The sequence below is a fragment of the Prauserella flavalba genome, from assembly GCF_003202235.1.
In the GTDB taxonomy this organism is placed as follows: domain Bacteria; phylum Actinomycetota; class Actinomycetes; order Mycobacteriales; family Pseudonocardiaceae; genus Prauserella_A; species Prauserella_A flavalba.
On the sequence record NZ_MASU01000006.1, the window covers coordinates 328496 to 349977 of the forward strand.

17 protein-coding genes, 1 tRNA gene and 1 pseudogene are annotated in these 21482 nt (G+C 70.2%); 8 read left to right on the forward strand and 11 right to left on the reverse strand.

Going from position 1 to position 21482, the window contains the following annotated elements; all coding sequences use genetic code 11:
* Position 1 precedes the first annotated feature (1 nt).
* Together BA062_RS17620 and BA062_RS17625 are read right to left on the reverse strand one after the other, a co-directional pair.
* Positions 2–490 (reverse strand): SRPBCC family protein, encoded by a 489-nt coding sequence (locus BA062_RS17620; protein ID WP_110337980.1) that lies wholly within the window; start codon positions 488–490, stop codon positions 2–4.
* Positions 487–855, reverse strand: coding sequence for an ArsR/SmtB family transcription factor (locus BA062_RS17625; RefSeq protein WP_110338350.1), 369 nt, complete (start codon positions 853–855; stop codon positions 487–489). The genes BA062_RS17620 and BA062_RS17625 overlap by 4 nt, the downstream gene beginning before the upstream one ends.
* Before the next feature lie 164 nt (positions 856–1019).
* Between BA062_RS17625 and BA062_RS17630 the strand changes: the two genes are divergently transcribed.
* Positions 1020–2111: a serine hydrolase domain-containing protein gene (locus BA062_RS17630; RefSeq protein ID WP_110337982.1), complete on the forward strand. Its 1092-nt coding sequence runs from the start codon at positions 1020–1022 to the stop codon at positions 2109–2111.
* Between the two features lie 128 nt (positions 2112–2239).
* On the opposite strand, the gene BA062_RS17635 is transcribed toward BA062_RS17630, so the two are convergent.
* A tRNA-Leu gene (locus BA062_RS17635) sits at positions 2240–2316 on the reverse strand.
* 111 nt (positions 2317–2427) lie between these two features.
* Here BA062_RS17635 and BA062_RS17640 point away from each other — a divergent pair.
* Positions 2428–2649 (forward strand): DUF3618 domain-containing protein, encoded by a 222-nt coding sequence (locus tag BA062_RS17640; RefSeq protein WP_110337984.1) that lies wholly within the window; start codon positions 2428–2430, stop codon positions 2647–2649.
* Positions 2650–2950: 301 nt separating this feature from the next.
* Here the strand turns inward: BA062_RS17640 and BA062_RS41325 are convergent.
* Positions 2951–3190, reverse strand: a pseudogene (locus BA062_RS41325) (hypothetical protein); the annotation flags it as partial.
* 236 nt (positions 3191–3426) lie between these two features.
* Positions 3427–4005, reverse strand: a complete 579-nt coding sequence (locus tag BA062_RS17650) for a TetR/AcrR family transcriptional regulator (protein WP_110337986.1) — start codon at positions 4003–4005, stop codon at positions 3427–3429.
* Between the two features lie 117 nt (positions 4006–4122).
* Here BA062_RS17650 and BA062_RS17655 point away from each other — a divergent pair, with 117 nt between their 5' ends.
* Positions 4123–5592: a flavin-containing monooxygenase gene (locus BA062_RS17655; RefSeq protein WP_110338352.1), complete on the forward strand. Its 1470-nt coding sequence runs from the start codon at positions 4123–4125 to the stop codon at positions 5590–5592.
* A 43-nt stretch (positions 5593–5635) separates the two neighbouring features.
* On the opposite strand, the gene BA062_RS17660 is transcribed toward BA062_RS17655, so the two are convergent.
* From BA062_RS17660 to BA062_RS17680, 5 genes are all read right to left on the reverse strand, one after another.
* Positions 5636–6109 carry a helix-turn-helix transcriptional regulator gene (locus BA062_RS17660; protein WP_110337988.1) on the reverse strand — a complete coding sequence of 158 codons (474 nt, stop codon included), beginning with the start codon at positions 6107–6109 and terminating at the stop codon, positions 5636–5638.
* Positions 6110–6384: 275 nt separating this feature from the next.
* Positions 6385–8073 (reverse strand): LCP family protein, encoded by a 1689-nt coding sequence (locus tag BA062_RS17665; RefSeq protein WP_245959870.1) that lies wholly within the window; start codon positions 8071–8073, stop codon positions 6385–6387.
* Between the two features lie 126 nt (positions 8074–8199).
* Complete coding sequence (locus BA062_RS17670; RefSeq protein WP_110337990.1) at positions 8200–10368, reverse strand: phospholipase A2; 2169 nt, start codon at positions 10366–10368, stop codon at positions 8200–8202.
* A gap of 74 nt (positions 10369–10442) precedes the next feature.
* Positions 10443–11633 (reverse strand): GGDEF domain-containing protein, encoded by a 1191-nt coding sequence (locus tag BA062_RS17675; RefSeq protein ID WP_391362507.1) that lies wholly within the window; start codon positions 11631–11633, stop codon positions 10443–10445.
* A gap of 861 nt (positions 11634–12494) precedes the next feature.
* A complete protein-coding gene (locus BA062_RS17680) occupies positions 12495–13670 on the reverse strand; it encodes an MFS transporter (RefSeq protein WP_110337994.1) in 1176 nt (391 codons plus the stop codon).
* 398 nt (positions 13671–14068) lie between these two features.
* On the opposite strand from BA062_RS17680, the gene BA062_RS17685 reads away from it, so the two are divergent.
* Positions 14069–14971, forward strand: a complete 903-nt coding sequence (locus BA062_RS17685; RefSeq protein WP_110337996.1) for an SDR family NAD(P)-dependent oxidoreductase — start codon at positions 14069–14071, stop codon at positions 14969–14971.
* 68 nt (positions 14972–15039) lie between these two features.
* On the opposite strand, the gene BA062_RS17690 is transcribed toward BA062_RS17685, so the two are convergent.
* Positions 15040–16872 carry an AMP-dependent synthetase/ligase gene (locus tag BA062_RS17690; protein ID WP_110337998.1) on the reverse strand — a complete coding sequence of 611 codons (1833 nt, stop codon included), beginning with the start codon at positions 16870–16872 and terminating at the stop codon, positions 15040–15042.
* A gap of 121 nt (positions 16873–16993) precedes the next feature.
* On the opposite strand from BA062_RS17690, the gene BA062_RS17695 reads away from it, so the two are divergent.
* The 4 genes from BA062_RS17695 to pdxA all read left to right on the forward strand — a co-directional run bounded on the left by BA062_RS17695 (position 16994) and on the right by pdxA (position 21480).
* Entirely contained in the window at positions 16994–17638 is a 645-nt protein-coding gene (locus tag BA062_RS17695) for an endonuclease (RefSeq protein WP_110338356.1), read from the forward strand.
* A gap of 97 nt (positions 17639–17735) precedes the next feature.
* The gene (locus BA062_RS17700) at positions 17736–19181 is read left to right on the forward strand and encodes a GntP family permease (RefSeq protein ID WP_210406911.1); all 1446 of its coding nucleotides are present in this window, start codon (positions 17736–17738) and stop codon (positions 19179–19181) included.
* Positions 19178–20443, forward strand: coding sequence for a four-carbon acid sugar kinase family protein (locus BA062_RS17705; RefSeq protein WP_245959871.1), 1266 nt, complete (start codon positions 19178–19180; stop codon positions 20441–20443). The genes BA062_RS17700 and BA062_RS17705 overlap by 4 nt, the downstream gene beginning before the upstream one ends.
* Positions 20440–21480: a 4-hydroxythreonine-4-phosphate dehydrogenase PdxA gene (pdxA, locus tag BA062_RS17710; protein WP_110338000.1), complete on the forward strand. Its 1041-nt coding sequence runs from the start codon at positions 20440–20442 to the stop codon at positions 21478–21480. Before BA062_RS17705 ends, pdxA begins: the two co-directional genes overlap by 4 nt.
* The last annotated feature ends 2 nt before the right edge of the window (positions 21481–21482 follow it).

Here is a 21482-nt window from a genome sequence, read left to right on the forward strand (position 1 = left end):
GTCAGGCGCCCTTCGCCAGCAGCTCGTCGAGCTTCTCGTAGCCCTCCCTGACCCCGACGTCCATGCCGCTGGACAGGATGCCGTCGCGGGTCTCGAAGTCCTCCACCACGCTCAGCGTCCGCAGCCGCGTGCGCCCGCCCTCGAGCTCCTCGAAGGTCAGGGTCTCCAGCGCGACGCCGTCGGGGTGGCCTTCGTAGGTGAAGGTCCACACGATCCGCTCGTTCGGCCGCACCTCGTGGAAGCTGCCGTAGAAGCTGGCGATCTCCTCGCCGTCCCGGTCGTTGGCGAAGGCCCATTCGCCGCCTCTGCGCGGGTCCCACCTGGTGATCCTCGTGGTCACCGAGCGCGGTCCGATCCACTGTGTGTAGAGCTCGGGGTCCACGTGGGCGCGGAAGACGTGCTCGGGCCTCGCGTCGAACTCCCGGACGATCTCGATCGTCGGGACCTTCTCGTCGGCCTTGATCTCGGTCTGGTGCTTGGTCGTGGTCATGATGCGTCCCTCGTGTCGGTGTGTGTCGGTTGCTCGTCGTCGGCCATCCGGGCCAGCAGGGCGTCGAGGCGGCGGTAGCGCTCCTCTGCTTCCCTTCGGTAGCGCTCGATCCATTTCGTCATCAGGTCGAACACCTCCGCGTCGAGGTGGACCGGCCGGCGCTGGGCGTCCTTGCTGCGGGTCACGAGCCCGGCCTCCTCCAGCACCTTCACGTGCTTGGAAACGGCCTGGAGGCTCATGTCGTAGGGCTCCGCCAACTCGCCCACGGTCGCGTCCTCGCGGGCCAGGCGGGCCACCAGGTCGCGCCGGGTCGGATCGGCCAGCGCCGCGAACGCCCGGTTGAGCCGTTCCGTACTGTCGTCCACCATGCTTCCTCAACTCATCGGTTGAATACGAAGGTAAGTCGCTTGCGCGGCGTTGTCAACCTGTTGGTTGAGGAAGGTGTTGTCCCGGCTCGCGCACCGACGAGTTGTCCGCCCCGCGCGGGTCTGTCCGTTCAGGGCAAGGCCGGGGAAGGGAAGGGGTAGCGATGAGTGAGATCCAGGAACGGATTCAGCGCCATATCGATGCGCGGGTCGGTACCGGTGCGGAGACCGGTGTGCAGGTTGCCGTCTACCGGGATGGCGCGCTGATCGTCGACGCGGTGGCCGGCACTGCCGACCCGGCCACCGGGCGACCGCTCACCTCCGGCACGCCGATCTTCAGCTTTTCCACAGCCAAGAACGTGGTGGCCACGCTCGCGCACCTGCTTGTCGCGCGCGGTTTCCTCGACTACGACAGCCCCGTCGTGGACCTCTGGCCGGAGTTCGGCGTGCACGGCAAGGACAAGGTGACCCTGCGGCACGTGCTGACCCACACCGTCGGTCTGCCGGCCATCCCGCGCGAGATCGGGCCGGGCGAGCTTCCCGACTGGTCCAGGGTGTGTGCGTCGCTGGCCGCCGCCGAGCCGCGCTGGCGGCCGGGCACCGCCGTGGGCTACCACTCCTACACCTTCGGCTACCTCGTCGGCGAGCTGGCCCGCCGTGCGACCGGGCGGCGCATGTGCGAGCTGCTGCGTGAGTGGATCACTACGCCGCTCGGGATCGAGGGGCAGCTCTACTTCGCCGCTCCGCGGGAGTCGTTGCCGCGCTTGGCGCGCCTGGAGCAGCAGGCGCGCCCATGGCCTGGCGACCCGGACGACGGTGACGCGATCCTCGCCCCGTGGGAGAGCCGGCCGAGTGCCGATTTCGGCAATGCCGCTGAGATCCTGTGCGCCGACATACCGTCGGTTGGTATCGCCACCGCGCGCGGCCTTGCCACCATGTTCGACGCCGTGCTCCAGGGCGAGCTCGTGGACGCGGCGCGCCTGACGGACCTGTCCGCGCTCGCGTTCGAGGGGACGGATCAGGTCTTCGGTACCCGGGCGCGGATGGCGCTGGGCTTCCCGATCGGCAGGATCGGCGCACCCGCCGAGGAGAACTCCGGAGCATTCGGATGGCCAGGCGGGGGCGGCAGTTACGCCTACGCCGACCCCGCGCGGAGGGTGGCCTTCGCGCTGACGAAAACCCGGCTCGTCCCGAACTTCGACACCGCGCTGTCGGTTACCACCATCCTGGCCGACCACCTCGCCGGGACCCGCTGAGCATCGTCGTCGCGACGAGTCAGGGAAACCGTGGCGACCGCGTTCGAACAGGCCTATGCCTGGCAGCTGGTTCGCCTCCGCCACCGGTAACGAGTCGCCGCAGGACGGTGTTCGTACAGTGACTGATCTGGTGGGCCCGGTGGGACTCGAACCCACACTGGCACGGACCTAAACCGTGTGCCTCTGCCAATTGGGCTACGGGCCCGACGGATGCAGCCTAGCCGCCCGCCTTCGGCGCCCCGCTCGGCGTGCCCGTGGGATGTGCCCGGCCGGCGTGATCTAGCCTGCTGGCAAGCATGCTGCCGAGGGAGGACACGTGGCTCGCGATCCGGAGACCATCGAACGCGACATCGAGAAGGCCAGGCACGCGCTGGCCTCGACGCTCGACCAGCTCGGTACCAAGGCCAGCCCCAAGCGGCTCGCCGACTCCGCGCGTACGAGCCTGCGGGCGAAGTTCGACGACCCCAAGGTGAAGTTCCCGCTGATCGGCGCCGGTGCGCTGATCGCGGTGCTGCTGGTGCGGAAGCTGATCCGCTGAGCCGGTTCCCGGCTCAGCCGCCCGCGCTCGCCGAGCCTGCCGATCCGGGCAGGCCGGCCGCGGTCGTGCGCACGTAGCGCCCGTCCGCTCCCCGCGGCTTGGTCTCCTTCTCCGCGGCGGGCTGCGGGCTCTTGCTGAGCTCCTTGCGCGGCACGTTCCGCTTGCGCGGTTTCGTCTCCGTGGCCGCGGCATCCTCCTTGGCGGAGGAATCCTTCGGCTCGGCCGGCTTGTCCTTCGGCTCCGCCTTGCTCGCCTCGGCCTTGGCCTCCGGCGCGGACTCCGCGGGCTGCTCGGTGCCCGGCTCGGGACGCGCGAGCCTCGCGGTCATGTACGCCGAGGTGAACTCCAGTGCGCTGCCGTTGAGCAGGTGCACCACGGTCGGGGTGCTGCCCTCTGGGGCGAGCTTCTCGACCAGCTGGTCCGCCCGGTCGCGTGCGGCGATGATGCCCGGCGCCCGGTCGTTGAGCTCCTTGCCGAGCCCGGCGACCGTGACCGCCCAGTCTTCGGCTTCCTGCACGTACCGTGCGGTGATCGCTTGCACCACCAGTCCTCACCCCTCCTCGACGGGTACGGCTCCACAGTGCAAGACCGTTTCGCCACCGTCCTATGACGCCAGTTCGTGAACAACCCGATCGGTTGAGCCCATCAGGCGCGTGTTCAGATTCTGTTACGAAATGATCCACCCAGCAATACGACAATGCGTCAGGAACTACTGAGCGTGAGAACACTCTCAGTATGTCGCTACGACGGGTGATCCATTGTTCTCGGTGCGTTCAGCTAACGGCTCGTTAGCCGCTGCAAACCGCCCCAGAGCAGGTCCATCGCGTACTCGGTGACGGTCTCCGGGGGTAGATCCTCGTACCGTTCGCACCAGATCGCCAATCGTTCGCAGCCGCCCACCACGAACTCCGCGGCCGCCTCGACGCGCACCGTGTCGGAGTCGTCGAAATAGCCGCTCATCAACGTCGCGATGAGGTCGGTCTGCTGTTGCCGGGTCGCCTCGATCTCCTCGGCGGCCGAGGTGCCGACCAGCGTGATCTCGTGGCGCACCAGCGACCACGCCTGCCTGCGATCCCTGATGAACCGGAAGAACGCGTGCAGCCCGGCGCGCATCGCGTCCTCGGCTCCGGCCGCGCCCACCACGGCCTGCTCGGTGACGTGCCGCAGCTCGGCCCTCGCCTCCCTGATGCAGGCGAGGAGCAGGCCTTCCTTGGAGCGGAAGTACTCGTAGAGCATCGGCTTCGAGACGCCGACCCGTTCCGCGATCTCGTCCATCGACGCCGCGGCGTAGCCCCGCTCGGCGAACACGACCTCAGCGACCTCGATCATCTGCCGCTCGCGTTGCGCTCTCGGCATGCGTTTGCGCCGGGCAGGGGCCTTTTCGGTGGTGCTCACGCCGACGACTCTACCGGAAGTAACCTACTGCTGGTAAGGTGGACTCCGGGTAACAGGAACTGCGGCATGGAGGCACGCATGGGCAACCGCACCGAAGCGGGAGTCGTCATCATCGGCACCGGGTTCTCCGGCCTCGGCATGGCGATCCAGCTCCGCAAGGAAGGCCGCGAGGACTTCGTGATCCTGGAGAAGGCCGACGACGTGGGCGGCACCTGGCGCGACAACACCTATCCAGGCTGTGCCTGCGACATCCAGTCGCACATGTACTCGTTCTCCTTCGAGCAGAACCCGGAGTGGTCGCGCTCGTTCTCGCCGCAGCCCGAGATCTACGACTACATGCGGAGGGTCGCGCGGAAGTACGACCTGTACCGCTTCATCCGCTTCGGCCAGGAGATGACCGGCGCGCGCTGGGACGCCGACGAGAACCGCTGGTACGTCTCCACCTCGGGCGGCGACGAGTTCGCCGGCCGCTACCTCGTCGCAGGGGTCGGTGCCCTGCACCTTCCGCAGATTCCGGACCTGCCCGGCATCGAGCGGTTCCAGGGCCGCAGTTTCCACTCCGCCGAGTGGGACCACGACTTCGACCTGCGCGGCAAGCGCGTCGCCGTGATCGGCACGGGAGCGAGCGCGGTGCAGTTCGTGCCACAGATCGCCAAGGACGTCGCCGAGCTGACCCTGTTCCAGCGCACGCCGCCGTGGATCATGCCGAAGCCCGACCACGCGATGCCGGACTGGGCGAAGCGGCTGTTCGCGAAGGTGCCCGGAGCCCAGCGGGCCTACCGCAACCTCCTGTACTGGATGCTCGAGGTGCGCGCCGTCGGCTTCAACGGCAACCCGCGCGTCATGAAGCTCGCGCAGAAGCTCGCCAAGCACAACATCGACAAGCACGTCGACGACCCCGCCCTGCGCGCGAAGCTCACGCCCGACTACGTCATGGGCTGCAAGCGCGTGCTGATCTCCAACGACTACTACCCGGCACTCAACCGGGACAACGTCGACGTGGTGACCGACGGCGTCGCCGAGGTCACCGAGCACGGCGTGATCGACAAGGCCGGCGTCGAGCACGAGGTGGACGCCATCATCTACGGCACCGGCTTCCACGTCACCGACGCCTTCGACGACCTGGACATCATCGGTGTGGACGGCCGCAACCTCGGCAAACTGTGGTCCACCGAGGGCATGCAGACCCACAAGGGCATCACCGTCGCGGGCTTCCCGAACCTGTTCTTCCTGCTCGGTCCCAACACGGGACTCGGCCACAACTCGGTGGTCTTCATGATCGAGCAGCAGATCCGCTACATCTCCGAGGCGATCCGCTTCGTCGAGTCGCGCGGCGCCGAGTCCATCGAGGTGCGTGAGGACGTCCAGGCGCAGTTCAACGACGACATCCAGCGCAAGCTGGAGCGCGGCATCTGGACCCAGGGCGGTTGCAAGAGCTGGTACCTCGACGCCAAGGGCGTCAACCGCACCATCTGGCCGGGCTTCACCTGGCGATACTGGCTGGAGACGCGCAAGCTCCGCCCGAGCGACTTCGAACTGACCCGCTGAAGCCGGGGGAGGCTACCGACCCTGGGCAGGGGGGACCCAGGGGTCAGTAGCCGGGCGGGAGGCCGGACAGCTTCCGGAGGCGGGCGATCAGGTCCTGGGTCTCCATACCGCAGAGCTCCGCCATGCGTTCGAGCGCGCTGAACTCCAGCTGGACGTCGTTGCCGCTCGCCTGCTCGAGCCTGCCGCGGGCCCACCGGCGCAGCGGAAGCAGCTCGGGCTGGTCGTCGGCGACCACCTTGGCCAGGTTCAGCCGCACCCGGCCCGGCTCGTCGCCGAAGACCCGCCGGTGCACGCGCTCGAGCAGGTTCTGCGGTAGCTCGTCCATGGCGAGGCAGATCTCGACCAGGCGCACCACCGAGCACTGCCGGGTGCCCAGCTCGTACGTCGCGAGTGTCTGCAGCGAGATCTCGCTCTGCAGGCGCTCGTTCAGTTCCTTGCGGGTCCATCCTCGTTGCTTGCGGAGCTTGCGTAGTTCCTCGCCAAGCACCCGCTGGTAGGCGTCCGCGTCGATCAGCACTCCAGGTCCCCTGCCCGCACCGCGTGGGATGCCGTGCGCCGGCTCCGCCGACACAGTGCATGCGTTCTTCACGCGAGTGAAAGCCTCTGAGGTCCCTCGCCTTACGCGGCTTCCGTAGAAAACTTGACAAAAGCCCGCCAACTACCCCGAACGGGGTAACAAAAGGCGCCGAATGGGCTCACCCGGATTTCGCGGTCACAGACTGCAGTGAAGGCCACCTTCACTGCGTTCAACGCAGTGAAGGTGGCCTTCACTGCAGCCGGGTGGAGGGGTGCCTAGTTCACGCAGGGGACTCCTTGCGCCGTGATGGGCGGCTCCTCGGTGGGCTCCTGCTTGGCCACGGGTGACGCCTGCTGCTGCATGGCGGGCTCGGCGACGCCCTCGGCGGAGCCGGACTCGTCCGGAGGTGTGTAGTCGGGAGCCAGCAGCACGCGCACGTGCCCGGCCGGCACGGAGGGGTCGGATTCGACGTCCACGTCGCCGCCCAGCGACCCGGCCACCTTCTCGCCCGCCGCCTCCTGGCCCTCGGGCACCTGCACGACCGTGGTGGAGCGCGCCGTGGCGTTGCCGACCTCGCCCGGCACGTAGCCCTCCGCCGTCAGCGACTCCGACACGCTGCCGGCCAGGCCCGTGATGCCGGAGGCGTTGAGCACGTCCACGGTGATCTCGCCCGCGGGCGGAGCGGGTGCCTTCTTCTCCTCCGAAGGCGGGGGGCCCGAGAGGCCCTGCACGAAGTCGCGCACCTCGTCCGGGTCGACCTGGATGGCCTGCCCGTCGTCGGTGTCGTACTCGGTGTCGACGACGGGGATGGTGCGGAACTCGATCTGGCCGCCCGTGAGGCCCTGCATCTGCTGGGCGAAGCCGAGCAGGTCCCAGCCCTGGTTGACCACCACGGACTTCTGGACCGCTCCGACGAGGTCGTTGAGCTTGGCGGGGTCGGCCAGTGTTCCGGCGGAGAGGACCTTGCGCGCCAGCCCGGCCATGAACACCTGCTGGCGCACGACGCGGTCGAGGTCGCCGCGCAGCAGCCCGTGCCGCTGCCGGACGAACGCCAGCGCGTCGAGGCCCGAGATGGTCTGCGGGCCCGCCTCGAAGTTCGCGCCCGAGTAGTCGTCGTCGACGGGCTCGTTGAGGCACACGTCCACACCGCCGATGGCCTTCGTGATGTCGTAGAAGCCGAGCAGGTTGATCGAGGCGTAGTTGTCGATCGTGGACCCGGTGAGGTTCTCGACGGTCTTGATGAGGGTCTTCGCGCCCTCCTGGTTGCTGTCGACCTCGAGCTGCTTCGGGTCGGTGACGCCCTCTTCCTCCAGCTGCGAGCGGGCGGCGGCCTTGCCGCGCGCGTACGCGGAGTTGATCTTGTGCTCGCCGAAGCCGGGGATGTCCACGTAGGAGTCCCGCGGCAGCGAGATCGCGACGGCCTTGCTGCCGTCGTTGGGGATGTGGACGAAGATCAGGGTGTCGGTGTTCAGCTCACCGTCGGAGACACCGGCGCGCAGCTTGGCGAGCATCTCCTCGGACAGCGGGTTGCCCTGCGCGTCCGTGCGGCTGTCCATGCCGACCAGGAGGATGTCGCGGGCGCCGTCGGCGGGGAGTTCGTCGTCGCCGCCCTCGATCACGTCGGCCATGGTCAGCCCGTTGACGAGGCCCTGCATCGCGGCCCACGCGTAGCCCGTCAGGCACATCACGAGCGCGGAGACGACCGCGAGCACGATCTTCGGGCCGCGCAACCTGCGGCCCGCGCGCGAAGGCGGCGCGGGCGGAGCCGGCCTGCGGGGACGCTGTGCCGGCGGACGTCCCTGACCTGCGGCGGGCGGGCGGCGACCCGGCTGCCGCGCTGCCTGTGCCCTGCGCGGGGGAGCCGGCCTCCCGCTGGGGGGCGGCGCCTGCCTGCCCCCGGCGCGGTCCTGCCACGGCCTCGCGGGACCACGGCCTCGCGGGGAGTTCCGCGGCGGGTAGTCCACGCCAACGGCTCCTTTCGGTCGACAGTTCGGTCCGTTGTTGGACGTCCGAACAAAGACACAGGTTGTCGTAGGGTGTCACACCGGTTCACCGATGTGGTTGGTACCACTCCGGCGTGGGCGCTCCGACTACGTCGCGTAACCGCTCGTCGGCCGGGCGGCCCACACCGTAGCCAACGCCGCCGACACGGCCAGCAGCCCTGTGACGCCGTGCACAACGACGCCCAGCGCGAACGTGCTCGGCCCCGCCGTCGCCGACAGCAGCGGCGGTACGCACGCCAGCGCCGTCAGCAGCCACGTCCTCGGCGCGTTGCTGACGCCGGTGCGGACGGTGTGCAGCAGGGACATCCCGAGCAGCAGGTGCACGAGACTCTGGATCGGATCGAGTGGCAACCCCGCCAGCGTGACCTGGCCGGCACCACTGAAGCTGCTCAGCGCGAACCCGAACACACCAAGGGTGGAGTACCCGATTCCGGCGACCGTAGCCGCGTGCGCCAACGCCCGATCGAGTCGTCCTGGCGCGGTCCGCCACGCGGGCAGCGGTGGCGGGCGGTAGCCGAGGTGGCGTTCGAACCACCAGAACACGAGCGCGGCCGGCCCGGTGAGCATCGCGACGGCCAGCAGTACCCGCAGGCTGCCCGCCGCGAGCCGCTCCGGCAGGTAGACCGCCGCGACGACCAGCAGCATGCCGGCGAGGAAGAGCAGATACAGGCTCATCGGCGCGCGGGAGGCGAACCCCGCCGCGCGCAGTACCCGTGGACTGGCCGCCAGCCGGGCGAGCGGCGCTCGGAGCAGCCCGAGCAGGCTGAGCTGCACCAGTCCGAGCGCCAGCACGGGCAGCACGGGGCCGGTGAGCGCGGGCGACTCGGCTGACGAACCGAGCAGGGTCGCCGGCACGAGGCCCGACACCGCACCGGCCGTGAGCGCGCCCGCCCCGGCGAGCCCGGCGACCGCGAGCAGCCACGGTCGCGGCCTCGGCCGGCCGGCGTGGGCGAACGCCAGTTGCTGGGCGAGCAGCGCGAGCACCACCACGCTCAGGTTGCCGAGCACCGGCGAGTCCACCCGGTCGGCGAGCAGCTCCACCCCCGCGAGCGCGGCGACGAGGGCGAGTCCCGCCGGCACCGGCGCGCGGCGGTGCAGCGCCAGCAGTACCGGAGTCGCCGCCAGCGTCACCATGTAGACGCCGAGCAACCACAGCGGATGGAGCGCGATCCTGACCACCACGTCGCTGGTCCCCTCCGGTACCGCGAGCAGCTCCAGCGCCGTGGGCACGGCGAACGCCACCACGGCGAACACCAGCGTCAGGCGGAGCAGCCAGCTCGCCCGGTGCGCGAGGTACTCGCGGTAGCCGCCGCCGTGCCTGCGCACCGTGAGCCAGCCGGTGAGGTTGGAGTGCCCTGCCGCGAAGAAGAACACGAAGGCCAGCTGTGCGAGCCACGTGAACGGCCAGAGCCAGTCCGAGGGCGCACCGGCCCAGCGCGCGAGCGCGACCGAAGCCTCGCCGAGCACGAGTAGCCCGATGCTGCCGACGCCGAGCAGCGTCCAGCGTCCGCCGGGCACGGGTTCCGGCCTGGGCTCCGGTGCGTCGGTCCGGGGCCGGGTGCGCCGCGCGACGAGCCAGCCCCGCAGCCGGAACGCGACGAGGAAGCCGATCACCGCGACGCCGGCGAGCATCGGCACGATCGGCTCGCCGACGGGAGGCCCCCAGCGCTGGTGCCACGAGTTGACGACGAGCCCCGCCGAGTACAGCGACGCGACGCCCTGGCACAGCTGCGGTGAGCCGCTCGGGTTGAGCGCGCACGTGGCGCGCATGTCCGCGGAGAGCCGGTCGTCGAGGGCCCTGCGCACCTCCGGGCCCAGCGGGTGGCCCTTCTTCTCGGCGTAGCGCAGCAGGTCGTAGCCGAGGTCGTGGGCGCGGCACGGGGTGCCGAAGTCCCAGCGGGTGTCGTCGTCGCCCCACGGCGTCGAGCACCCGCCGTCGACGTGCACGGCCCTGACCGTGCCGTCGCGTGCCGTCGCCTCGCCCGGCACCACGCCGGTGACCCGGGTGAAGTCGGCCGGCAGCGAGGCGAGCGCACCGGGGGTGGTGCCGGGGTCGAGCAGCGCGTCGATCGCGCGTTGCGCGGCCGCGACGTCACCCCGCGGCGGGCCCTGGTCGGGCGGTGCCTCCGAACGGGACGCCAGGAACCCGAACCCCGTCACCACCAGGACGAGCAGAACGACCCATGCCGACGTCCCGAGGAGGCCCCGCCCGCGTCTGGACGCGGGCGCTGCGGTCTCCTCGGCTGCTGCGGTCATGGTTCCCCAGGGTGTCAGCGGCAAACGGGAGGCGGCATCCGGGTAACCCCCGGATATCAGCAGTGCAGGTCAGCCTACCCGCCGGCGGCGTCGGCGAAGCGGACTTGGTTTCGCCCGTTCTCCTTCGCCTCGTACACCGCGGCGTCGGCGGCCTGCATCAGTCCCTGCAGCGTGCTCGCGTGCCTCGGATACACGGCGACGCCGATGGAGGTCGTGCGGCCGGTGACCGTGGTCTGGGCCCCGCGCTTGTCGGTGGTGTCGATCTCCAGCGCGGCGATGGTGTTGCGGACGCGCTCCGCGGCGACCTCCGCCGCGGCCGCGTCGGCGTCGGGCAGCAGCACGAGGAACTCCTCGCCGCCGAACCGGCCGACGATGTCGGCGGGCCTCGTGACCTCGCCGAGGGCCTTCGCGATCGCTCCGAGCACGTCGTCGCCCGCCGGGTGCCCGAAGGTGTCGTTGATCCACTTGAAGTGGTCGAGGTCGATCATGAGCATGGCGAGGCTGCCGTCGGCGCGGCGCACGCGCGTGAGCGCCCGCTCCGCGGACTCCGACCAGCCGCGCATGTTGAGCAGCCCGGTCTTGGGATCGGTGACCACGTCGTCCTGCAGCTGGTCGAGCTCGGCGAGCCGGTTGAAGAACACGGTCACCACGGCCATGATCGCGACCGACGGCGGCATGGTCACCACGAGCACGGCCGTGACGGCGCCGAGTCCCGTCGTGATGGCCTCGATGGTGTTGTCGGCCTTGCTGCCGAGGACGTTGCGCAGCGTGGGGTTCGGGTCGCTCAGCGCGAGGATGCCGCCGACGTAGAGCAGTTGGACGCCCTCGTACACGGCGGCGGCGACGAGCACGTAGCCGAACTCGCGCAGCGAGCCGAGCGCGGTGATGGTGTGCCAGTCGTGCGGCCCGAGCGAGCCGTAGACGAGCCCGGCGAGCGCGGCGGCCAGACTGTGCGAAATGGACGAGAACACGAAGTTGTGCGCCGGGCGGCGCGCGGTGAACCAGCGCTGAACGCGGATCAGCACCACGAGCAGGACCGTGAGCGTGGTGGGCAGTACGAGCACCGCGGGGAACACCCACACGGCGATGAGGTCGATGAGGACGGTCTTCGTCCGGTTGCGCCTGCGTTCCTCCTGGCGCTGGGTGAGCTGGATGTGGACCGTCGCGCCCGCCGCGAGTATCGCGAACCGCAGCCAGTCCGTCCCGGTCGGCGAGTGGGCGCCCGCGAACGCGACGGCGAAACCGCCGATCGCCACGAGCTCCATGACGATCAGGAAGACGATGAAGCGTCTCGGCCGCTTCCACAGTGCCCAGTTCCGCGGGCGTAACCGGTGGCGCCGCCGAGCGTGCGCGGGCTCACCGTCGGCGCTCGCGCCGCCGGCCGGCGGCGCCGGACCGGTCACGGCGGCGGCGTCGCCCATGCCGGGCGCACCGTTGCGACCTGCGGCAGCGGGTGCTGGCGGTGGCCGGTCGTGAGGCGTGAGCGGCACTCGCCAAACCTCCCCAAGGTGTGCGTTCCGGCGGTTAAGTACCCTCTGCGAAGTCCGCGAGAGAACGGGGCGCTCTCCACAGCAGGTATCATCTCACCGCGCCAGAACTGCCGTGTAGGCGAGGACGCCGGCATGTAGTCTCGGGGCGCCCCGTCTTCGGCTCAAAGGGCGATCGGAGGTGTTCTCCCTTGCCTGGCCGTGACTTCTGATCTAGAACAAACACATGTTGGTTGATTGCGCTCTCAATGGGAGGTGTCCCGTGGCTGGCCGCGATTTCTGATCCTGTGCGTTGGTGAACTCTGTGAGCAGACGAAGTAAAGGAGGAGTTTCCGGTGACCGGTCGTGATTTCTGAGACACGTGGCGTTCGGGAAAATCGTTAGCGGATGTGAAGGAGGCTGGCTGTGGCCGGGCGTGACTTCTGAGCAAGGGCAGTCGGTAGTGGAGAGTCGAGCCGGGATCGCCGGGGAGGTGTGTGCAAGTGCGTGGCCGTGATTTCTGAACACTCGTAGTCATTATGAGCACTCACAGTGACAATTTTTCTTAATCGCGTTCGAGGAGGAGCCCCCGATGGCCGGCCGTGACTTCTGATTGCCCCTCAATTCTTCTTTCTCCGTTCGTGCCCCTCAGCAGCGGAACTATCCGGCGTAGCTACGGACGCGCGCCCACGAAAGCGCGACCGGCACGGTGAAAACAACTCCCAGTACGCCGGCAAGTGCGATAGCGGTGGTCGCGGAGCCAACCCATTCCGCGAGTACGCCGCCCATCGCCACACCAAGGCCCTGTGCTACCCGCAGCCCGGTGCGGTAGAGCCCTCCCGCTCCTCCGCGTAGTTCGTTGGGAACCCACGTGATGAACGTGGCGCCGACGGTGATGATGTAGGCACCCGCCGCGCCCGCGAGTGCCAGCAGGACCAGTGCGAGCACCAGTCCTGGCTCGAGGGCGAACACGACGAGCACGCCCGCCGCGGCGATCGCGAGCACGCCGACGTACCGTCGCCGGTTCTCCGCGGAGACGAAGCGCGACAGCACGAACGCGCCCAGGATGAACCCGACGGGGTCGGCCGCGAGCAGCCAGCCGACCGCCTGCTCGCCCGCGCCGATCTGGTGGGCCAATGGCGCGGCGAGACCTTCGGGCACGACGGCGAGCCCGACGAGCCACGAGAACGCGAGCAGCACCCGCAGCCTGCGCTGCCCGAACACCCACTGGGCCGCGCCGAACCACGGACCGTCCGGATCGCCTGCCGGGGGCCGCGCGCGTACCTGCCATCGCACGACGGCCGCCGCGACCGCGAACGTGACCGCGTCGATCGCGAGCGCCCACGACGGGCCGAGCGCCGTCACGAGCACGCCACCGGCGGCGAGGCCGGCGAGCATCGCGATGTTGGTGGTGATGCCGCGCAGATCCTGGCTGCGCAGATAGACCTCGTCGTCGTCGAAGATCTCCCTGGTGAGCGCGTTCTGCGCGGCGTTGACCGGTGCGCCGGCCAGCCGCACGCCCACGACGAGCACGCAGAGCAGGGCGAGCGGGGTGCCGGGGATGGCCATGGCGCCCACGAGCACGGCTTGGATCAGTGCGCACGTGACCAGCACGGTCCGGCGGGGGAACCGGTCGGCGAGCTGGGAAAGCCCGAGCCCGCCCGCGAGCGCGGGGAGGAACGTGAGGGCGTAGACCACCGCGGCCCACAGTGCGGAGCCGGTGCGGCCGTAGACCACGATGGCGAGCGCGACCGTGGTGAGGTGGTCCCCGGCCACCGACTGTGCCTCGGCGAGCCACAGCGCGCGAAACTCCGGGTTGCGGATCGCGACGTTCATCCGTGGCGCCGTGCTGGTACCCACCCTTGTCACCTTGTACTGACTCGATTACCCCGTGCAACACACACGACAACGTTAAGTTCTACCCCCGCAACGGGAGGACGAACAGCGAACGTCGCCCGGATGGGACTAACGGCGCTCTCCTTTCGGCCATCTGTCCGAGGTCAAACGTACGGGGCCGCCCGGTCGCCCGGGCGCCCGCCCGGCCCGTCGCCGCTACCGCGCGAAGCAGCCCGGCAGTATCCCGGGACCGATCAGCGCTCACTCGTTCGGCGCAGTGTGGCGGCCGTTCGGCGAGCTCGCCGGGCCGGGAAGGCGACTCTGCCGAAGACTGAGGGAGACGTCGGCTGCACGGGTGGACCGAGCGTGAATCGGTGCCGGCGGGTGGGAGTGGAACGATGAACGAGCTGCTGAGCGGCAAATCGGTGGTGGTGACCGGTGCGGGAAGGGGCCTGGGGGAGGCCTTCGCCGTGCACGCCGCACAGGCGGGCGCCGCGGTCGTCGTGAACGACGTCGACGCGGGCCTGGCCGAGGCCACCGCGGCGAACATCAGGGCACACGGCGGCCGCGCGGTGGCCAGCGGGCACAGCGTCGCGGACCCGGAACAGGCGAAGGCGATCGTCGAGCTGTGCGAGGCGGAATTCGGCCGGGTCGACGGGCTGGTGAACAACGCCGGGGTCAACTACGAGGCTCTGCCGTGGCAGGACGATCCGGCGCAGATCCGCGAGCTGATCGAGACCAACGTCCTCGGTGTCATCTACACGGGCACGGCGGCGGCCGAGGCGATGATGCGTCACGGCGGCGGCTCGATCGTCAACATCTCGTCGGGCGCGTCGCTGGGGCAGCGCAAGCTCTCGACGTACGCGGCGAGCAAGGGCGCGGTCGCGTCGCTGACCTACTCGTGGGCGCTCGACATGGAGGACGTCGGCATCCGCGTCAACGCCGTCTGCCCGCTCGCGCATACGCGCATGGTCTGGAAGTCGGAACGGTCGCTGCGCAACTGCCCGCCGGACCGTACGCCCGCGCGGATCGCGCCGGTGGTGCTGTTCCTGCTCGGCGACGGCTCCCACGGCATCACCGGACAGCTGATCCGGTGCAACGGCCCGCAGCTGCACATCGTCGGCCAGCCGTACCTGAAGGCGCCGATCCTGGAGCGGGACGTGTGGGACTCCGACAGCGTCCAGCGCGCGTTCGACGAGGTCTTCGGCGCCCACCTGGAGCCGTACGGCCTGGAGAAGCGGGTGCCGCCGCGCCTGCGCAAGTGGACGGAAGGCCCCTCGAGCCCGCTGCGCAGCGCCTGACCTGACTGCCCCCAAGGCCACCTTTGTTGCGTTCAACGCAACAAAGGTGGCCTTGGGGGCCGGTGGGCTCAGTCGTAGAGGGCGGCGATGTCGGGTTCGTACCGTTCGGCGATGACGCGGCGCTTGAGCTTCAGCGTCGGCGTGAGCTCTCCGCTCTCGGGGGTCCACGCCTTGGTCAGCAGCTGGTACCGCTTGATCTGCTCGGCCCTGGCGAGGCGTTCGTTGGCCGCTTCGACGGCGCGGTCGATCTCCGCGCGCACGTCGGGGTGGGCGGCCAGAGCGGCCACGTCGGTGTCCTCGATGCCGCGCGCCGCCGCCCACGCGGGGGCGATCTCGTCGTCAAGCACGATCAGCGCGGTCACGTACGGCTTGCCGTCGCCGATCGCCACCGCCTGCCCGATGAGCTGGTGCTCCTTCAGCAGGCCCTCGATCCGGCTCGGTGCGATGTTCTTGCCGCCTGCCGTGATGATGAGCTCCTTCTTGCGGTCGGTGATCGTGACGAACCCGTCGGCGTCGATCGTGCCGATGTCTCCGGTCGCGAACCACCCTTCGGCGTCGGTCGCCGGCTCGATCGACCCGTCCTCCTGGAGGTAGCCGAGGAAGACGATCGGGCCGCGGACGAACAGCTCGCCGTCCTCGCCGGTGCGCACCTCGACGTCGGCGAGCGGCCTGCCGACCGTTCCCGCCTTGAACGCGTTCGCGGTGTTCGACGTGACGGCGCCGGTGGTCTCCGAGAGGCCCCACACCTCCTGGATCTCGATCCCGAGCCCCGCGATGAAGTACAGGACCTCCACCGGAAGCGCCGCGGCGCCGCTGGAGGCGAGCGTGAGCTTGTCGAGGCCGAGCAGCTGCCGTACCGGCGCGAGCACGGTCTCGTCGGTGTCGGCGATGCGCTGGGCGAGGTCGGCGGGTACCTCCTTGCCCGCGCTGCGCAGCTTGTAGCCCTCCTGCAGCAGAGCGTTGGCCTGCAACAGCGCGGTGCGCCGCTCCTCGGGGACGCCCCCGAGCATGTTCTTGAGGCCCGCCACCATCTTCTCCCACACGCGGGGCACGCCGAACAGGACGTCGGGCCGCACCCGGCCGAGCGCGGGGACCAGGTCCTTCGCGTCGGCGAGCGTGTGCACGTGCCCGGCATACACGATCGGCAGGTAGATCGACAGCTCGCGTTCGGCGATGTGCGCCAGCGGCAGGTAGGCGATGTTCGACAGGTGCATCTGGTTGTCGTGCAGCGAATGGACCGCGAGCGCCTCGTGGATGGCGTTGCGGTGGGAGAGCACCACGCCCTTCGGCACACCCGTGGTGCCGGAGGTGTAGATCATCGACAGCGGGTCGTCGGGCTTGATCTCGTCCGTCGCCTGCTCGAACTCGCGCGGCTCCCGTGCGTGCCGGGCGGCGCCGCGCTCGCGCAGGGCGGCGAAGGTGAGGAAGCGGTCGTCGCCTTCCGGCAGCTCGACGGGGTCGAGGACGACGACGTGCTCGAGGTTGGGCAGCTGGTCGAGCACCGGGAGCCAGCGGTCCAGTTCCTCACGGCCGGCGAGCACCGCGATCGGCGCCGCGCTGTGGTTGACGACGTAGGCGATCTGCTCACTGCTCAGCGTCGAGTACGCGGTACACGGGATGGCGGCGATGTTGGTGGCCGCGAGGTCGGCGATCAGGTGCTCGGGGCGGCTCGGCGCCATGATGATCAGCCGCTGGCCCGCCCGCAGGCCGAGGTCGGCGAACCCGGCGGCCACCGAGGCCACCTCCTCGCGCAGCTGTCCCCACGTGAGCGTCGGCGTTCCCTCGGCGTCCAGCGACGTGAGCGCCGGCTTGTCGGCGAACTCGGTGGCGTTGCGGCGCAGCAGCACGGGGATCGTGAGGTTGTCGGTCTGGCTGGCGACCGAAGTCTGGGTGGACGGCAACGGATATCTCCTCGTCTCGCCGGTCGAGAAGCGCCCAGCCTATGTGTTCGAGGTCACTCAGGGAACCATGATCGTTCGTCTCGCCGGTGTCGCGCGGCGGTCACCCGGGTACGCGGGTGGGATGAGCAAAGAGCCCGAGCGCATCGCCGAGCGGCTGTTGGACGTGGCGGGCACGACCTACGCGAGCGAGGCGGGCATCAAGCTCGCGGACACCCCGGCCGCGCTGTACCGGCTGCTGGTGCTTTCCGTGCTGCTGTCCACGCGCATCAAGGCCGACCTCGCCGTCGCCGCCACGCGTGAGCTGGTCAAGGCGGGAGCGGGAACGCCGAGGAAGATGCTGGACACGTCGTGGCAGGAGCGGGTGGACGCGCTCGGCCGCGCGCACTACGTCCGCTACGACGAGAGCACGGCGACCGCGCTCGGCGAGGGTGCGCGGCTGCTGCTCGACGAGTACAAGGGTGACCTGCGGCGGCTGCGCGAGCGGGCGTCGGGCGATGTTGGCGAACTGCGCAACTTGTTGTGTGAACTGCCCAGGCTGGGCGCTGTGGGCGCGGACATCTTCTGTCGTGAGGCGCAGCAGGTGTGGCCCGAACTGCGGCCGTACCTCGACCGCAAGGCGACCTCCGGTGCCGGGCGGATCGGCCTGCCCGAGAAGCCTTCCGAGCTGGCCAAGCTGGTCAAGGACGCCGACCTCGCCCGGTTCTCGGCCGCGCTGGTGCGGGTCGCTCTCGACAAGAAGCTGGCCGCGAGGGTGACCAAGAGCTAGTTGCGCACTCTTTCCAACTTTTTCCTCCGAAGTGCTTGTTTTGAGCGACTGAGTCGGGGCATGATGACGGCTCCGTTCAACGCCAAGGAGGATCACCGTGGATCTTCAGCTGCTGGCTGCGCTCGTACTGGGGATCGGCGCCATCGTGCTGATCGTGCTGCGCACCCGGCTCGACGCTTTCGTCGCGCTGCTCATCGCGGCGCTGCTCACCGGGTTCGTCGCGGGCGCACCGGTGACCGACATCCTGGGCTCGATCACCGACGGGTTCGGTTCGACGATGGGGGCCATCGGCATCGTCATCGGCCTCGGGGTGGGGGTCGGCAAGATCCTGGAGGTCTCGGGCGCGGCCGACGCGCTGGCCAGGGCCTTCGTGCGCGCTCTCGGCAAGGACAGGGAGCCGTGGGCGATGGCGGGCACGGGCGCGCTCGTGTCGATCCCGGTCTTCTGCGACTCCGGCTACGTGATCATGAACCCGCTCGCGCGCTCGATAGCCCGCCGCAAGCGGGCCGGGTACGTGACGCTGGCACTGGCGCTCGGCTGCGGCATGACCCTCACCCACCACCTCGTGCCGCCGACGCCCGGTCCGCTCGGCGTCGCCGGCATCCTCGGCGCCGACGTGGGCGGCATGATCCTCACCGGGCTGATCTTCTCCGTCGTGCTGCTGCCGATCGTGGTGCTGTACGCGAAGTGGATGGGACCGCGGCTGGAGGAGCACGTGCTCCCGAACGTCAAGGCCGAGGTCTACGGCTCCGCCACGTCCCGCAGCACCGTGGTCACGGGCGGGTCGGCGGGCGACGGCGGCTCGGTGGCCGGCGACGAGACCGAAGAGGCCGGGGAACCCCAGCGTAAGCGCATGTCGGCGTGGCTGGCCTCGCTGCCGCTGCTCGTCCCGCTGCTGCTGATCGTGGCCAACACCGTCGCCGAGGCGGTCGACCGCAGCGCCAAGGGCGTGCTCAGCGGTGACGACTACACCCCGTCCGGTGTGGTGGCCGTGCTGTCGTTCGTCGGCAGCCCCGTGGTGGCGCTGCTGATCGGGCTCGTGCTCGCGGTCTACGTCCTGCTGCCCCGGGTGACCACGCGCAACCAGGTGGCGGACTGGCTCTCGCAGGCGGCGTCGTCGGCGGGGCTCATCATCCTCATCACGGGCGCGGGCGGTGCGTTCGGCCAGGTCCTGCGCGACACCGGCGTCGGTGACGCGCTCGCCGAGACCATCGCGTCGTGGAGCCTGCCCGGCGTGCTCGTGCCGTTCCTGATCGCCACGCTGGTGCGGCTCGCCCAGGGCTCCGGGACGGTCGCGATGATCACCGCGGCGTCGGTGACGGCTCCGCTCGTGGCAGGGCTCGGGGTGTCGCCGCTGGCGGCCGCCGTCGCCTGCTGCGCGGGTTCGATGGTGTTCAGTTACTTCAACGACTCGTACTTCTGGGTCGTCACGCGGTTCACTGGTCTCGACGGCGCGGCGGCGATCCGCGGCTGGTCCGGCATCACCACGGCGGTGTGGCTGGGTTCGCTGCCGCTGGTCCTGCTGGCAGGGGCGGTGTTGTGAACTCGGTGAAGGCCCACGTGCTGGTGATCGGCGACGATCTCACCGGCAGCAACGCGACCGGCGCCCGGTTCGCGCGTGCCGGCCTGCGCACGGTGTCGGTCAGCGGCATCGAGCGGGTGCCGTGCGCCCAGGGCGCCGATGTGGTGGTGCTCAACCTCGGCACCCGGCAGTACCCCGCCGGCCGCGCCAGGGAGCTCGTGCGCGAGGCGGTCGGCGCGGTGACGCCGGTGGACCTGATCGCCAAACGTGTGGACACCACCCTGCGCGGCAACGTCGGCGCCGAGGTCGACGCGCTGCTCGGTGTGCTGGAGCCGGGCACGCGGGCGCTCGTGGTGCCCGCCTTCCCCGACGCGGGCCGCACGACGGTCGGCGGACTGCACCTGGTCGACGGCGTTCCACTCGCCGAGACCTCCGCCGCCCGCGACCCGCTCACGCCGGTGCGGGCCTCCCGCGTCGCGACGATCCTGCGCCAGGGCACCGAGCTGCCGATCGCCGAGCTGCCGCTCGACGTCGTGGAGTCCGGTGTGGACGTTCTCGCCGGCAGGCTGGCGGACACCGATGCTCCACTCGTCGTGTGCGACGCGACCACCAACGCGCACCTCGGAACCATCGCCGAGGCGGCGGCGAAAGTCCAGCAGCAGTGGGGAACCCGCTGGGTGTCCGTCGACAGTGGACCTTTCGCGGTGCAGCTGACGGCGGCGCTGGGCATCGGCCCCGGCGTGCACGAGCTGCCGCCGGTGCTCGCCGTGGTCGCCAGCATCACCGGCACCACCCAGGAACAGGTGCTCGAACTCGAACAGATGCTGCGGGCCCGGTTCGTGGACGTGGCGCTCGACGGGCTCGACGCCCGTGTCGTCGCCGACCGCGTTGCCGCGCAGCTGCGGCCGGGCGTGCGGGTGGTGGGCATCCGGACGTCGCCGCCCGCGCCCGGCGAGCGGATCGACCCGGCGACCGCGGAACGCATCCCGAGGGTGCTCGCCGAGGCCGTCTCGATCCTGCTCGCCGAGCACCGGTTCGGCGGCCTCTACGCCACGGGCGGCGACATGGCCGAGGCCACCACCGCCGCGCTCGCGAGCGACGGTTTCGCCATCGACGCCGAGGTGCTGCCGCTCGCCGTCGCGGGCAGGCTCGTCGGCGGCCCGCACGACGGCCTGCCGTTCGCCACGAAGGGCGGGCTGATCGGCGGCCGCGACGCCGCACTCGCCTGCGTCGAGCACCTGATCAGCGTCAGCGCACAACGAGAGAGAGGAACCGCGCAGTGACCGCAGCCAGTACCGACCGTCCCATCCTCGCTGTCACCCTCGGTGACCCGGTGGGCATCGGCCCGGAGATCACCGCCCGCACGCTCGCCGACAAGGAGGCGACCGAGACGGCGCGCCCGCTGGCGGTGGGCGACGCGGCCGTGCTGCGGCGCGCGATCGGCGTGTGCGGGCTCGACGTGGAGGTCAACGCGATCTCGTCGGTGTCGCAGGCCCGGTTCACCCCCGGCGTGCTCGACGTGCTCGACCTCGGCATCGCGCCCGCCGACCTGCCCTGGGGCAAGGTCGACGGCACGGCCGGCCGTTCGGCCGTGGCCGCGATCGAGACCGCGACCAAGGCCGCGCTCGCGGGCGAGGTCGACGCCGTGGTGACCTCGCCGATCAACAAGGAGGCCATCTGGGCGGCCGGGTCCAAGCACCTGGGGCACACCGAGATGCTCGGTGAGCTGACCGGCTCCGACCGCTTCAACACGATGTTCTGGGTGCGCGGCCTGAAGATCTTCTTCGCCACGCGGCACCTCTCGCTGCGCGAGGCGCTCGACCGGATCACCAAGCCGAACATCGAGCACTCGATCCGCGAGGCGTACACGGCGCTGGAGGTGTTCGGCACCAGCGAGCCGAAGCTCGCCGTCGCCGCGCTCAACCCGCACGGCGGGGAGAACGGCAAGTTCGGCGACGAGGAGATCGTCGCCATCGCGCCGGCCGTGGAGGCCGCGCGGGAGGCCGGGCTGGACGTCGTGGGACCGATTCCGGCCGACTCGGTGTTCCATCAGGGGCTCGAGGGCCGCTTCGACGGCGTGCTGTCGCTCTACCACGACCAGGGGCACATCGCGTCGAAGACGGTGGATTTCCACGGCACGGTGTCGGTGACGGTCGGGCTGCCGATCCTGCGGACGTCGGTCGACCACGGCACGGCGTTCGACATCGCGGGCACCGGCCAGGCCGACGCGGGCACGATGCGCGCGGCGTTCCGCGCGGCCGTCGAGCTGGCTCCGTTCGCGGGCAAGCTGCGGGACGTCTACCCGCCCGCGGCGTCGTAAGG

What these genes read in the sequence shown, in the direction of transcription:
- BA062_RS17655 (WP_110338352.1), top strand. Translation starts at nt 4,123, where the DNA reads ATGGGCAACCGCACCGAAGCGGGAGTCGTCATCATCGGCACCGGGTTC.
- BA062_RS17675 (WP_391362507.1), bottom strand. Translation starts at nt 11,633, where the DNA reads ATGGAGCTCGTGGCGATCGGCGGTTTCGCCGTCGCGTTCGCGGGCGCC.
- BA062_RS17670 (WP_110337990.1), bottom strand. Translation starts at nt 10,368, where the DNA reads ATGACCGCAGCAGCCGAGGAGACCGCAGCGCCCGCGTCCAGACGCGGG.
- BA062_RS17685 (WP_110337996.1), top strand. Translation starts at nt 14,069, where the DNA reads ATGAACGAGCTGCTGAGCGGCAAATCGGTGGTGGTGACCGGTGCGGGA.
- BA062_RS17680 (WP_110337994.1), bottom strand. Translation starts at nt 13,670, where the DNA reads ATGAACGTCGCGATCCGCAACCCGGAGTTTCGCGCGCTGTGGCTCGCC.
- BA062_RS17695 (WP_110338356.1), top strand. Translation starts at nt 16,994, where the DNA reads ATGAGCAAAGAGCCCGAGCGCATCGCCGAGCGGCTGTTGGACGTGGCG.
- BA062_RS17650 (WP_110337986.1), bottom strand. Translation starts at nt 4,005, where the DNA reads ATGCCGAGAGCGCAACGCGAGCGGCAGATGATCGAGGTCGCTGAGGTC.
- BA062_RS17620 (WP_110337980.1), bottom strand. Translation starts at nt 490, where the DNA reads ATGACCACGACCAAGCACCAGACCGAGATCAAGGCCGACGAGAAGGTC.
- BA062_RS17630 (WP_110337982.1), top strand. Translation starts at nt 1,020, where the DNA reads ATGAGTGAGATCCAGGAACGGATTCAGCGCCATATCGATGCGCGGGTC.